The sequence below is a fragment of the Halomonas sp. SL1 genome, from assembly GCF_003030865.2.
GTDB classification, from domain to species: Bacteria; Pseudomonadota; Gammaproteobacteria; order Pseudomonadales; family Halomonadaceae; genus Halomonas; species Halomonas halophila.
In genome coordinates, this window is record NZ_PYUQ02000016.1 from 143,399 (window position 1) to 156,485 (window position 13,087).

General features: G+C 67.7%; 15 protein-coding genes and 1 tRNA gene. 11 read left to right on the forward strand and 5 right to left on the reverse strand.

Annotation, left to right across the window (positions count from 1 at the left end; translation table 11 throughout):
• Positions 1–12: 12 nt before the first annotated feature.
• The 3 genes from C9J49_RS10815 to folE form a co-directional block, all read right to left on the reverse strand.
• Positions 13–1,473 (reverse strand): NAD-dependent succinate-semialdehyde dehydrogenase, encoded by a 1,461-nt coding sequence (locus C9J49_RS10815; RefSeq protein WP_035599680.1) that lies wholly within the window; start codon positions 1,471–1,473, stop codon positions 13–15.
• A gap of 122 nt (positions 1,474–1,595) precedes the next feature.
• Positions 1,596–2,006: a dihydroneopterin triphosphate 2'-epimerase gene (folX, locus tag C9J49_RS10820; RefSeq protein ID WP_046080172.1), complete on the reverse strand. Its 411-nt coding sequence runs from the start codon at positions 2,004–2,006 to the stop codon at positions 1,596–1,598.
• Positions 2,007–2,025: 19 nt separating this feature from the next.
• Complete coding sequence (folE, locus tag C9J49_RS10825; RefSeq protein WP_035599683.1) at positions 2,026–2,583, reverse strand: GTP cyclohydrolase I FolE; 558 nt, start codon at positions 2,581–2,583, stop codon at positions 2,026–2,028.
• 275 nt (positions 2,584–2,858) lie between these two features.
• Between folE and C9J49_RS10830 the strand changes: the two genes are divergently transcribed.
• A complete protein-coding gene (locus C9J49_RS10830) occupies positions 2,859–3,377 on the forward strand; it encodes a hypothetical protein (protein ID WP_035599686.1) in 519 nt (172 codons plus the stop codon).
• 185 nt (positions 3,378–3,562) lie between these two features.
• On the opposite strand, the gene C9J49_RS10835 is transcribed toward C9J49_RS10830, so the two are convergent.
• A complete protein-coding gene (locus C9J49_RS10835) occupies positions 3,563–4,546 on the reverse strand; it encodes a serine/threonine protein kinase (protein WP_107182076.1) in 984 nt (327 codons plus the stop codon).
• 155 nt (positions 4,547–4,701) lie between these two features.
• On the opposite strand from C9J49_RS10835, the gene C9J49_RS10840 reads away from it, so the two are divergent.
• Positions 4,702–5,214, forward strand: coding sequence for a LysE family translocator (locus C9J49_RS10840; RefSeq protein WP_258394031.1), 513 nt, complete (start codon positions 4,702–4,704; stop codon positions 5,212–5,214).
• 163 nt (positions 5,215–5,377) lie between these two features.
• A complete protein-coding gene (locus tag C9J49_RS10845; protein WP_107182077.1) occupies positions 5,378–6,070 on the forward strand; it encodes a glutathione S-transferase family protein in 693 nt (230 codons plus the stop codon).
• Positions 6,071–6,086: 16 nt separating this feature from the next.
• Here C9J49_RS10845 and C9J49_RS10850 read toward each other — a convergent pair whose 3' ends face one another.
• Positions 6,087–6,839, reverse strand: coding sequence for a ComF family protein (locus C9J49_RS10850; protein ID WP_237022309.1), 753 nt, complete (start codon positions 6,837–6,839; stop codon positions 6,087–6,089).
• Between the two features lie 70 nt (positions 6,840–6,909).
• On the opposite strand from C9J49_RS10850, the gene bioB reads away from it, so the two are divergent.
• The 8 genes from bioB to C9J49_RS10890 all read left to right on the forward strand — a co-directional run bounded on the left by bioB (position 6,910) and on the right by C9J49_RS10890 (position 12,859).
• A complete protein-coding gene (gene bioB, locus C9J49_RS10855; protein WP_173834998.1) occupies positions 6,910–8,007 on the forward strand; it encodes a biotin synthase BioB in 1,098 nt (365 codons plus the stop codon).
• Between the two features lie 4 nt (positions 8,008–8,011).
• Positions 8,012–9,163, forward strand: a complete 1,152-nt coding sequence (gene bioF / locus C9J49_RS10860) for an 8-amino-7-oxononanoate synthase (protein ID WP_107182079.1) — start codon at positions 8,012–8,014, stop codon at positions 9,161–9,163.
• Complete coding sequence (locus tag C9J49_RS10865; RefSeq protein WP_107182080.1) at positions 9,160–9,930, forward strand: alpha/beta fold hydrolase; 771 nt, start codon at positions 9,160–9,162, stop codon at positions 9,928–9,930. Before bioF ends, C9J49_RS10865 begins: the two co-directional genes overlap by 4 nt.
• Entirely contained in the window at positions 9,927–10,730 is an 804-nt protein-coding gene (locus C9J49_RS10870) for a methyltransferase domain-containing protein (RefSeq protein ID WP_107182081.1), read from the forward strand. The genes C9J49_RS10865 and C9J49_RS10870 overlap by 4 nt, the downstream gene beginning before the upstream one ends.
• A gap of 1 nt (position 10,731) precedes the next feature.
• Positions 10,732–11,433: a dethiobiotin synthase gene (gene bioD / locus C9J49_RS10875; RefSeq protein ID WP_046080165.1), complete on the forward strand. Its 702-nt coding sequence runs from the start codon at positions 10,732–10,734 to the stop codon at positions 11,431–11,433.
• 45 nt (positions 11,434–11,478) lie between these two features.
• Positions 11,479–11,563 (forward strand) — tRNA-Leu (locus C9J49_RS10880).
• A gap of 174 nt (positions 11,564–11,737) precedes the next feature.
• Positions 11,738–11,953 carry a DUF1654 domain-containing protein gene (locus C9J49_RS10885; protein WP_107182082.1) on the forward strand — a complete coding sequence of 72 codons (216 nt, stop codon included), beginning with the start codon at positions 11,738–11,740 and terminating at the stop codon, positions 11,951–11,953.
• A 303-nt stretch (positions 11,954–12,256) separates the two neighbouring features.
• Positions 12,257–12,859 carry a DUF4760 domain-containing protein gene (locus tag C9J49_RS10890; protein WP_181454285.1) on the forward strand — a complete coding sequence of 201 codons (603 nt, stop codon included), beginning with the start codon at positions 12,257–12,259 and terminating at the stop codon, positions 12,857–12,859.
• The last annotated feature ends 228 nt before the right edge of the window (positions 12,860–13,087 follow it).

The window sequence follows — 13,087 nt, forward strand, 5'->3', positions numbered from 1 at the left end:
CAGGCTCCCGGTCTAGCCACCGAGGTCGATGCACAGATACTTGGTCTCGAGGAACTCCTCGATGCCCTGGTGACCGCCCTCACGACCGAGGCCGGAGGCCTTGACCCCGCCGAAGGGCGCCGCGGCGTTGGAGATCAGCCCGGTGTTGATGCCGACCATGCCGTACTCCAGCGCCTCGGAGACGCGCCATACGCGTCCCAGGTCGCGGGAATAGAAGTAGGAGGCCAGGCCGAACTCGGTGTCGTTGGCCATGGCCACGGCATCCTCTTCGTCGTCGAAGGGGAAGACCGCGGCCAGCGGGCCGAAGGTCTCCTCGGTGGCGACCTTCATGCTGTCGTTGGCGGCGTTGATCAGGGTCGGCGTGAAGAAGTTGCCGCCCAGCGGATGCGGATGGCCGCCGAGCAGCAGCTCGGCGCCGTGGTCCACGGCGTCCTGGACGTGCTCGGAGACCTTGGCCACCGCCTTGTCGTCGATCAGCGGGCCGATATTGACGCCTGACTGGGTGCCGTCCCCCACCTTGAGCTCGCTGTTCATGGCCACCGCCAGCTTCTCGCAGAAGGCGTTGACCACGCTGGACTGCACCAGGAAGCGGTTGGTGCACACGCAGGTCTGGCCGGCGTTGCGGAACTTGGCGGCCATGGCGCCTTCCACGGCGGCGTCGAGATCGGCGTCCTCGAACACGATGAAGGGCGCGTTGCCGCCGAGCTCCAGCGAGATCTTCTGCACGTGGCGCGAGGCCTGGCTCATCAGCTCGCGGCCCACCTCGGTGGAGCCGGTGAAGGTGATCTTGCGCACCACCGGGGACTCGGTCAGCGCCGCGGCGATCTCCGAGGCGCGCCCGGGGACCACGTTGAACACGCCGCGCGGCACCCCGGCGCGCTCGGCCAGGAGCGCCAGCGCGGTGGCGGAGAACGGCGTCTGGCTGGCCGGCTTGACCACGAAGGTGCAGCCCGCGGCCAGCGCGGCGCCGGCCTTGCGCGTGATCATCGCCGCCGGGAAGTTCCAGGGCGTGATGGCGCCGACCACGCCGATCGGCTGCTTGGTGACCAGGATGCGCTGCTGGGACTGAGCGGCGGGAATGGTCTCGCCGTAGACCCGGCGGGCCTCCTCGGCGAACCAGCGCAGGAAGCTCGCCGCATAGGCGATCTCGCCGGCGGCTTCCTTGAGCGGCTTGCCCTGTTCGAAGGTCATGATCATGGCCAGGTCGTCCTGATGCTCGAGCATCAGGTCGTGCCACTTCATCAGGATATCGGCCCGTTCCTGGGCGGTGAGGGCACGCCAGGCCGGCAGGGCCGCGTCGGCGGCGGCGATGGCGCGCTCTGTCTCGGCGCGGCCGAGCCGGGGCACGTCGCCCATGGGCTCACCGGTGGCGGGATTGATCACGTTGATCTGCTCGCCGCTGTCGGCGGCGACCCAGCTGCCGTCGATGTAGGCGAACGGGCAGTAGAGCTGGGTTTCCTTCAGGGCTTCCATGGTTGACTCCTGGCGTGCGGCCTTGCGGGGATGCACCTCATGCTAAGCGCAAGCCCCCCGACACGCCAACCGCTCATCCATGAGCGATCTTCAACCCTTCGCGCGGCGATACCCCTGCCGTCTCAACCCTCGCGCCGCGCCTCGCGGGAGTCGGAGAGCGTGATCGACACCGAGTCGGCGAAGCGCAGGGCATGGGGCTTGTCGATCTCGACCTGAGCGGCGAGCACCTGCTCGTAGCTCATCACCAGGTCGAGCACCTCACGGGTCATGCGCTCCAGCAGCTGGAAGCGATGCCCCTCCACGTGGGCGATCACTTCCTTGGTGATGGAGCGATAGTTCAGCGCCTGCTCGATGTGATTGAAGGCCACCGCCTTGTCGGCGCGATAGCGGATCACCATGTTGATCACCACGTCCTGGCGATTCTGGATCTCCTCTTCCTTGATGCCGACATGGGTCCTCAGGCGCAGATCCTTGATACGGATCGTGGCCAGATCGTGATCGAGGTGCTCGTCGCCCAGCGCGTGCAGTGGCATATCGCTCTCCTTCGCGGCCTCAGCGGCCTTGAACCAGGGTCAGGAACTCCTGGCGCGTGCTCTGGTGCTCGCGGAAGGCACCGAGCATCACCGAGGAGGTCATGCTGGAATTCTGTTTCTCGACGCCGCGCATCATCATGCACAGGTGACGCGCCTCGACGACCACGGCCACGCCGCGGGCTTCGGTGACCTGCTGCACCGCTTCGGCGATCTGGCGCGTCAGGTTCTCCTGAATCTGCATGCGACGGGCGTACATATCCACGATCCGGGCGAACTTGGACAGCCCCAGCACCTTGCCCCGCGGCAGATAGGCGATGTGGCACTTGCCGATGAACGGCAGCAGGTGATGCTCGCACATCGAGTACAGCTCGATGTCCTTCACCAGCACCATCTCGTCGGTCTCGGAGGCGAAGACCGCGCCGTTGACGATCTCCTCCAGCGACTGCTGATAGCCGTGGTTGAGGAACTGCATGGCCTTGGCGGCCCGCTTGGGGGTGTCACGGAGCCCCTCGCGTTCGGGGTCCTCTCCCAGTCCCTCGATGATCTGGCGGTAGTGGTTGGCGAGATGTTCGGTCATGGTCAGGCCCCATGCAGAGTCGTGATGTCGGTGCGTCGGCGATGGCCCGGCCACACACATTATACATAAATTATTCAAAAAACCGCTTTTGTACAACCAGCGGCTCGGGGAACGCATTATTCTAGCGCAAGGCGCCGCCCGACGCAGTGCCATGGCGGCCTCGGCATCCGATTGGAGCGACGCCATGTCGCGCCAGGGCGGCTTCTTGCCGCCGATGGCTATGGTAGAGTTGGGCCGACCCTCTTCTTTCGACCCGCTGCCTGCCGAGCACCGACATGTTCAAGCCGACGATCCTGCTGATGGCAACTGCCCTGACCCTGCCGAGCCTGGCGATGGGCGATACCCTCTCCCTGCCCGCCGACGCTCGGGTCGCCATGGCCCTGGTCGACGACCTGACCCTCGACGCCGAGACCCCGCGCCTCGACGACGTGGTGATGCACCCGGTCCACAGCGAGCGGGGCAGCCACCGCCTCCCCGACTACTGCGTCGTCACCGGCGATGCCCGGCGCAACGGCGAGCGCGTGCGGCTGACCGCCAGCGCCCTGACCTGCATCGAGACCGCCGGCGCCGACAGCGCCATCTACAGCGGCGAACTCACTGCCGGCGCCTACGACGCGGACGGCGACTTCGGCCTCGCGGCTTGCCAGGGCGACCGCTGCCGGCTGACGCCGGATGACGTCTTCGTGCTGACGCTGACCCGGCCGCTGAGCCTGGAACAGCAGGCGAACCCCTCCGCGGAGATCAACGCCCGTCGCCGCCAGCACGACGCCGACGAGGCCGCCGACCAGCCGTAACCGGCACTCAGGCGATCAGGCGGCGACAAGGCGCTGTGTGAAAAGTCGGCGAGCGAAGGTTAGACAAGGCAAAAATTAGCAAAAAGGCGGAGTTTACGATCGGTAAATGAGCATTTTGATCGGACTCGCGCCCGAGCTGATTTTTAACACCGTATAACCAAGCGCAGACACTTTTCGGGCAGTGCCTAGGACAGCCAGCGGGCCGTGCCGTCCAGCATCACCCGCTGCTGCTCGAGCTCGCGCAGGTGAGCGTCCCAGTAGCCGGCATCCGCCAGCCATGGAAACGCCTGCGGAAAGGCCGGATCCTCCCAGCGCGCCACCAGCCAGGCGCTGTGGCGCATCAGCCGCAGCGCACGCAGCGGCTCCACCAGCGCCAGCTCGCCACGATCGAAGTCGCGATGCTGCTCATAGCCCTCGATCACCTCGGAGAGCTGCATCTGGCGCTCGCCCTCGTCCTCGGCGGTGAGCAGCATCCACAGGTCCTGCACCGCCGGCGCCATCAGGCAGTCGTCGAAGTCCACCAGCGCGAAGTGCTCGTCGCGGCCCAGCATGTTGCCCAGGTGGCAATCGCCCTGGACCCGCAGCTCTCGTGCCGGCCAGTCCCGGGTGCCGAGCGCCTCGATCAGGCCCCGGCTGATGCGCTCGTAGGCCGGGCGCTGATGATCCGTCAGCCAGCGGCTAGCCAGCACCGTCTCGGCGGCCTCCTCGGCCATCGCCCGCGGCGCCAGCTGGCGACGATGCACGAAGGCCCGGCGCTCGCCCACCACATGCACGGCGCCGATGGTCTCGCCGAGGGCGAACAGGTGCTCGGGATTGTCCAGCTCCGGCGCCTGGCCGGGCAGATGAGGAAACAGCGCGAAGCGGAAGTCGTCGTGGCGGTGCAGGCTCGCCCCCGCGTCATCGCGCCAGGGGGCGGCCACCGTCACACCGGCCGCCTCGAGCTCGGCCAGGAAGTCGTGCTCCTCCTGGATCTGGGCGTCGGTCCAGCGGCCCGGGCGATAGAACTTGACCACCCAGCGGCGACGCTCGTCGTCATGCACCAGGTAGACCCGGTTCTCGTAGCTGTTGAGCGCGAAGGGCTCGCCCGGCAGCCAGAAGCCCAGGGACTCCACCGCCGCCACGACCCGGGCGGGCTCGAGGCGAGCAAAGGGATGAATCGCATCGGTCATGGGCGTTCTCGTCGCAGGCAAAACGCCATGGTAACAAAGCCGCCCGGCCTGCCGCGCCGGCGGCCTGGAAATCGTCCCCGCGCCTGCCCTATGCTGGTGCATTCATCGGCACGGTGCCCGATGCACTTCACGGACATCCCGGCCGGAGACACGCCATGGAACTGCTCACCTGGATCACCTACCTCGGCGTGATCGTCGCCCTGATCATCTTCCCCGGCCCGGTGGCGCTGCTCTGCACCAGCCACGGCCTGCGCTTCGGCCGCCGCCGCGCCACGGCCACCGTGTGCGGCGGCACCCTGGCCTCGCTGGCGCTGATGGTGCTGTCGTCGCTGGGCCTCGGTGCCATCCTGGCCGCTTCGGAGACCGCCTTCCACGTGCTGAAGCTCCTCGGCGGCGCCTATCTCGTGATCCTCGGCCTTCAGGCCTGGCGCCGCTCCGGCGACGACTCGCCGCTGGACGTCCCGGACGCCGCCGCGGCGCCCCCATCCGCGAACACCTCCAGCCTCCGCCTGTTCCGCCAGGGCTTTCTGGTCGGCATCAGCAATCCCAAGGATCTGCTGTTCTTCGCCGCCCTGTTCCCCAACTTCATCGACGTGGGTGAGCCCCAGCTGGTGCAGTTCGCCATCCTCGCCGCCACCTGGGCGGTGATCGACCTCAGCCTGATGTAGCTCTACGCCGCCATGGGCTCGGGCCTCGGCCAGTGGTTCCGCCATCCCGGCCGGGCCAGGGGCTTTCATCGCGCCACCGGCGGCCTGTTCATGGCCGCGGGCGGCTCGCTGATCGCCACGTCGCATTGATCCCGCTTCCTTCTCCCGCGAGAGGCCTGCCGCCGTGTATCGACTGCATATCGCCAACAAGAACTACTCGTCCTGGTCGCTGCGCCCCTGGCTGCTGATGAGCGAGATGGCCATTCCCTTCGAGGAACGGCTGACGCCCTTCGTCGCCGACGCGAACTGGGCCTCGTTTCGCGCCTTCTCGCCCACCGGCCAGGTGCCCTGCCTGATCGACGGCGAGCTCGCCGTCTGGGACTCCCTCGCCATCGTCGAGTATCTGGCCGAACGCCATCCGGGCGTGTGGCCGACGTCGGCCGACGCCCGCGCCTGGGCGAGATCGGCCTGCGCCGAGATGCACTCCGGCTTCCGGGCGCTGCGAGACGAATGCCCCATGAACTGCGGGCTGCGCGTGCGGGTCACGACGCCTTCCGAGCCGCTGAGGCACGACCTGGCGCGTCTGGAAGAGCTCTGGACGCAAGGACTGGAGACGTTCAGCGGCCCCTTCCTGGCCGGAGAAACATTCACCGCAGTGGACGCCTTCTTCGCCCCGGTCGCCTTTCGCGTGCAAGGCTTCGACCTGCCCCTCGGCGCGGCCGCCCGCGGCTACGTCGAGCGGCTGCTGGCCCTGCCCGGCATGCAGGCCTGGTACCGGGCCGCCCTCGCCGAGCCCTGGCGCGACCAACCCCACGAGCGCAAGACCCTGGCCGCCGGCGAGCGGCTGGTCGACCACCGTGACGCCTCCACGGCCTGATCCCCCGGCAAGGCCGCTAGGCGCTGCCGTGGCCCGGCGGCGTCCTGGCAATCGCCCAGGCCTCGACCTCCTCGGCGCCCGCCCGGCGACAGGCCCGGGCCAGGGCGTCGAGGGTGGCGCCGGTGGTCATGACGTCATCGAGCAGCGCCACCCGAGGCGGCAGCGCCTGCGGCATCTCAAAGGCCCCGCGCAGGTTGCCCCGCCGCCCTCGCCGGCCGAGGCCCCGCTGGCTCGGCGTATCCTTCGTCCGCCGGGCCAGGATGAGCGGCACCTCGAGCCTCGCCGCCAGCCGTTCGGCCAGCCAGCGACCCTGATCGAAACCGCGCTCCCGGGCGCGTCGCGGATGCAGCGGCACGGCGATCAGAGCCTGGGGCGGCGCGATGCCGGCCTGGCCTTTTTTCACCCCCTCTTTCATCCCCTCTTCCAGCCCCTCCTCCAGTAACGTCAGCAGCAGCGTGCCGGCCCGCGGCGAGGCATGGAACTTGAAGCGCTGCATCAGCCCCGCCACCTCGCCCTCGTAGCGCAGCGGCACTCGGGCGCGAAGGTAGGCCGGCGGCCGACGCAGGCAGTGGCCACAGGGTCGTGGGATGACGCTGGCCGGGAGCGGCTCGGCGCAGACCGGGCAGGCCGCGCGATTCCAGGGCAGCGCCGCGTGGCAGTCGGCGCACCAGGGGCGGCCGGGCTCGCAGGCCGCCAGGCAGAAGGCGCAGCGGCCCGGCAACGCGCGGCGCAGCCAGTCGTCAACCTCATGACGCCACAAGGTTGACATACCGACCTGCCTACGTACCCTATCGGTCAACTCACGAACCCGTGCCCAGTTGACCATAAGCGAGCCCCTCATGCCTGCCCAGCCCCACGACAACGCCCCGGTTGATCTGACCCTAGCCAGTCGTCCGGACCTTCGCCACGACTGGTCCCTCGAGGAGATCGAGGCGCTGTTCGCGCTGCCCTTCAACGACCTGATGTTCCGCGCCCAGCAGGTCCACCGCGCGCACTTCGATGCCAACGCCGTGCAGGTCTCCACCCTGCTGTCGATCAAGACCGGCGCCTGCCCGGAGGACTGCAAGTACTGCCCGCAGTCCGGCCACTACAACACCGGGCTCGGCAAGGAGAAGCTGCTCGAGATCGAGAAGGTGGTGAACCAGGCCAAGGCCGCCAAGGAGGCCGGCGCCAGCCGCTTCTGCATGGGCGCCGCCTGGCGCAGCCCGCGCGAGAAGGATCTCGAGGTGGTCATGGAGATGGTCAGCCAGGTCAAGGCGCTGGGGCTCGAGACCTGCATGACCCTGGGCATGGTCGACGTCGATCAGGCCAAGCGCCTGTCCGAGGCCGGGCTCGACTACTACAACCACAACCTCGATACCTCGCCGGACTACTACGGCGAGATCATCACCACCCGCAGCTACGCCGATCGCCTGGACACCCTGGCCAACGTGCGCGAGGCGGGCATGAAGGTCTGCTCCGGCGGCATCCTGGGCATGGGCGAGGCACCCCGCGACCGCGCCGCCCTGCTCCAGCAGCTGGTGCGCCTGGAGCCGCATCCCGAGTCGGTGCCGATCAACATGCTGGTCAAGGTGCCGGGCACCCCGATGGAGCACGCCGAGGACCTGGACCCGCTGGAGTTCATCCGCGCCATCGCCGTGGCCCGCATCCTGATGCCGAAGAGCCACGTGCGCCTGTCCGCCGGCCGCGAGCAGATGGACGAGTCCACCCAGGCCATGGCCTTCCTGGCCGGTGCCAACTCGATCTTCTACGGCGACACCCTGCTGACCACCGGCAACCCCCAGGTGGAGCGCGACCGGGCGCTGTTCGACAAGCTCGGCTTGCACCCGGAGCAGCGCGAGACCTGCGCCGACGACGAGAAGACCGAGGCCGCCCTGGAAGCCGCCATGCGCGAGCGCCAGGACGACGCCCTGTTCTACGACGCCACCGGAGCCTGACCCCATGGCCGAGACCTGGTCGCGTCGCCTGGCCGAGCGGGCCGAGACCCGCCGCGCCGAGGGGCTGTGGCGCGCCCGGCCCACCGTGGGGCCGGAAGACGACCGGCTCGACTTCGCCGGCAACGACTATCTCGGCCTGGCCCGCGACCCGCGCCTCGCCGAGGCCCAGGCCGAGGGCACGCGGCGCTTTGGCGCCGGCGGCCGGGCCTCGCACCTGGTGTGCGGCCACCAGCAGATTCACGAGGCGCTGGAGCAGCGCCTCGCCGCGCTCACCGGCCGCCCGAGGGCGCTGCTGTTCTCCACCGGCTACATGGCCAACCTGGGCGTGCTGCAGGCGATGTGCGATCGCCATACGCCGGTCTTCCAGGATCGTCTCAACCACGCCTCGCTGATCGACGGCGCCCGACTCGCCGGCGCACCCTCGCGCCGCTTCCACCACCGCGACCTCGACGACCTCGAACGCCTGCTCGCCCGAGCCCCGAGCGAGGCCCCGGCGCTGGTGGTCAGCGACGGCGTGTTCAGCATGGACGGCGACGTGGCCGACGTGGCGGGGCTCGCCGCCACCGCCCGCCGTCACGACGCATGGCTGATGATCGACGACGCCCACGGCCTCGGCGTGCTCGGTGAGGTGGGCGACGGCTGCGCCGGCCGGACCCACGACGTCGACGAGGTGCCGGTGCTGGTCGGCACCCTGGGCAAGGCACTCGGCAGCGCCGGCGCCTTCGTGGCCGGCGAGGAGGCGCTGATCGAGCATCTCGTGCAGTTCGCTCGACCCTACGTCTACACCACCGCCCAGCCGCCCGGTGTGGCGGCAGCGACCCTGGCCGCCCTCGACGTGCTGGAGGCCGAACCCGAGCGGCGCGCCCGGCTGCATGAACGCATCGCGCGCTTCCGCCGCGAGGCCGCCACCCTCGGCCTCGAACTGGACGAATCGACCACGCCGATCCAGCCGCTGCGCCTCGGCGACAGCGCGCGCACGCTGCGCTGGGCCGCCCGGCTCGGCGACGCCGGCCTTCGGGTCGGCGCCATCCGCGCCCCGACGGTGCCGAAAGGCGCGGCGCGACTGCGCATCACGCTCTCCGCCGCCCACGACGACCACGCCCTGGACGCCCTGCTCGACGGGCTGGCCGCCTGCCAGCGGGAGGAGGCCGCATGAGCGAATCGGCAGATAACAAGCTGGTGCTGCTCTCCGGCTGGGGCTGCGACGCCCGCCTGTGGCAGGCGCTCGACGGCCACTGGCCGAACGGGCTTACGATCACCACGCCGGACTGGCCGGGCTACGGCGAACGCGACGCCCTCGACGACCCCGCCTCGCTGGACGCCCTGGCCGAGACCATGGCCAACGAGCTGCCGAGCGACGCCGTCTGGGTCGGCTGGTCGCTGGGCGGCCTGCTGGCCGGCGCCCTGCTCGACCACTTGCCGGCGCCCCGCGCCCTGGTGCTGCTCGGCATGGGCGAGCGCTTCCCGCACCCCGAGGGCGTCAGCCGCGCCGCCCTGGCCCAGTTTCGCAAGGCCTTCCGCCGTGATCCGACGGGCACCCACGCCCACTTCCTGCGCTGGCAGCTCGGCGGCGAGCCGTCGCCCCGGGCCGCCCATCGCCGGCTGCGCGCCCTGCTCGGCGATGACGCCAGCGCCGACACCGCGACCCTGGCTACGGGGCTCGCCCAGCTAGCCGAACTCGACAACGCCGAGCGCCTCGCCTCGCCACCCTGCCCGGTGCATCGGCTGGCGGGCGAGGCCGACCCGCTGCTGGCTCCGGCAGAGCGCCAGCGGGCCGACCTCCGACTGCCCGAGGCCGGCCACTGCCCGCTGATCAGCCAGCCGGCACGGCTCGCCCGCGCGCTGGCCGCCATCGCCGAGGCGCCCGGGCGAACGACGCTTTCCGAGGCCAGGGCAGAGGCGCCCTTGGAACCCACGCCATGACCGCCCAGCCGAGTCACGCCATCGACATTCACACGGATCAAAGGGACCGCAACTGGCGCGCCCGGGTCGCCCACGCCTTCTCGCGGGCCGCGCCGCACTATCGCGAGCGCGCCCGGGCCCAGCAGGCCATGGCCGAGCGGCTGCTCGAACGGCTGCCCGAACGCGCCGGCGCCGTGCTGGATCTTGGCTGCGGCCCCGGCGACCTCGCCGCCGAACTGGCCAAGCGCTTCGCTGCCGACGCCACCATCCACGGCCTCGACCTGGCGCCGGGCATGCTCACCGAGGCCCGCCGCCGCCACGGCGAGACCATCGACTGGCTGTGCGCCGACGCCGCCGACCTGCCGCTGCCCGACGGCGGCCTCGATCTCGTCGTCTCCAATCTGGCGATCCAGTGGTGCTCCGATCTGGACGCCGTGCTGGCCGAGGTTCGCCGGGTGCTGCGCCCCGGCGGGCGAGCGCTGATCAACACCCTGGCGCCGGGCACGCTTTCCGAGGTCGGCCAGGCCTGGCAGCGCCCCGCCGCGCTGCTCGGCTTCCATGACGCCGCCCGGCACCGCCGCGCCGTCCACGCGGCCGGCTTCCGCGGCGTCGAGGTCACGGAACGCATCGAGCGCTTCCACTATCCCGACCTCGCCGCGGTGATGACCTCGATCAAGGGTGTGGGCGCCCAGGTGGCCCGCGACGGCGCCCGGCTCTCGCGCGCCGACGTGGCCCGCGCCGCCCGCCGCTTCGAGGCGCTTCGCAACGAGGACGGCCTGCCCGTCTCCTACCACCTTCTGACGCTCGACCTGGAACGCTGAGATGACCGCCTATTTCGTGACCGGCACCGACACCGACGCCGGCAAGACCCTCGTCGCCAGCGGCCTGCTGGCCCAGGCCCGCCGCCGCGGCCTGACCACCCTGGGACTCAAGCCCGTGGCCTCCGGCTGCGAGTCGACCGCCGAGGGGCTGCGCAACATCGATGCCCTGACCCTGCAGGCCCGGAGCGAGCCGGCCACGCCCTACGCCGTCATCAATCCCTACACCTATGCGCCGCCCATCGCGCCTCACCTGGCCGCCCGACAGGTCGGCGAGACGCCGACCGTCGACGCCCTGGCCGACCACGTTGCCGCGCCGCTGGCCGAGGCGCGCGGGCTGACGCTGATCGAGGGCGCCGGCGGCTGGCGCGTGCCGCTCAACGACGAGGAAGACCTCGCCGGCCTGGCGCTGCGCCTCGAACTGCCGGTAATCCTGGTCGTGGGGCTCAAGCTCGGCTGCCTGAACCATGCCCGCCTCACCGCCGAGGCGATCCGCGCCGACGGCCTGCGTGTGGCCGGCTGGGTGGGCAACCTGATCGACCCCGACTTCTCTGCCGACGACGCCTGCTATCGCGATAACCTGGCCACTCTCGAGCGCACCCTGAACGCTCCCTGCCTCGGCATCGTGCCGCGCCTGGACGCCGACACCCCGGACGCCCGCGCCATAGCGGCCGCCGATCACCTGGAGTTGCCCGACGACGATTGACTTGCCGCAAGGCGTCCGTAAAATGTGGACGCCTGCCTGACCCGTGCGGATGTGGTGGAATTGGTAGACACGCCAGATTTAGGTTCTGGTGCCTTCGGGCGTGGGAGTTCAAGTCTCCCCATCCGCACCATTCTCTTCTTGTTTTTCAACAACTTACCGAGTGACCGACAGTCAACCTGGGCTGATTTTGGTCAGCTTTGGGCATGGTGTGGTCAACATTTTGGTCAACTTTTCCGGCACTGCTTGAAGTCTGCCTCCACCCTGACAATACTGTGCACCTGTACAGCATAAGGGAGGCGCACCCATGCACTACGTTTCCAGCTACGACCTGCTCGCCCAACGCATCCAGGTGGAGATCATGGCGGCGAACCGCCGTCAGTCGCGCCAGGTACATCTGCGCTCGGAAGACGGCGACAACCTCGACGCTTGGGATCGCATCATTTCCGAGATCGACGAGAACGAGAACGTCGACATCACTCGGACGACGGAGGGCTGGCTGGTCAGCTGGGTTACCTGCTAGGTGTGAGGCGAACACACTCCCCCCATCGTCCAGCCAAAGCTTTCACGCCCAACATAACCAATTGATTTATAAAAAGAAAACTTTCATTCACCCACGCATCACAATGCACTGAGGGGATGGCTGGGGTTTGACAAATGCCACAAAAAGTATTAAAAAGCACGCCAAGAGCTTGCCAAGCCGCTCGCAGTTGTCCTATAAATTTGCTGTCGGCGGCAAACGATGTCAGCTGGCATATGGCGACTGACTTAGGCAAGCAAAGACACTAGAAAAGGAGTTAAATCATGAAGCGCTCAGAAGGGTATCGTGATTAATCAAGAACCATTGATTCTAGTTTCTCAAAATGGCCATTGGTGGGTATCACCTTTGGCCATTTTACTTTCTGCGGTTGTGGGTGCCGGCACAGCGCTTTTCGCGGTGTGGCGACAAAGGCATATTGCCCGCGTGAGAGCAACACTGGATGTAATTCTGAAAAGTGAGTCTGATGAATTTTACAAAGAAATTCACAGATGCTTCTCTTCTGAACTTAAGAGAAACGGTGGACTCGAAGGATTGATTAATGCTCAATCTGAAGCAGAGATTGAATCTAGAACTAGCGTCCTAGACTTCCTCAATCATTATGAGCTGATAGCAGTTTCTATTGACAGGTCGATACTTGACGAGCACTTCTACAAAAGCTGGATGCGTTCAACGTATATAAGGCACTTTGATGAATCCTTTGCATTCATCGACAAAATAAGAAAAGAAAAAGAGGCCCCAAAATTCTGCGAATATTTTGAGAGGCTTGCTGTCAAGTGGAAGATCGAAGGCGCTCCTAAAGTCAACCATAACCACGGCTTTATTACCAAATTTCGCGGATGGAAAAATGGGAAAAGATCTAGCAACCCTGCGGAAAATGACCAAATTTAAATCAATGTTCACATCATTGGTCATTCACGACTCTTGACTGGGAAAGTTCTGTTGACACCGACCCACGTTGGTAGCGGCAAATACACCGAACATCACAGTTTCAACATAGCCACTTCGTATGTACAGCGACACCGGCAATCCCCGAAACCCACCTTCAGTCTTCACACCTCCACCGTGACGTCCGTCAGGTCCGGGGCCTCGCCCCGGTCTCGCCTGTCTTCACCAATG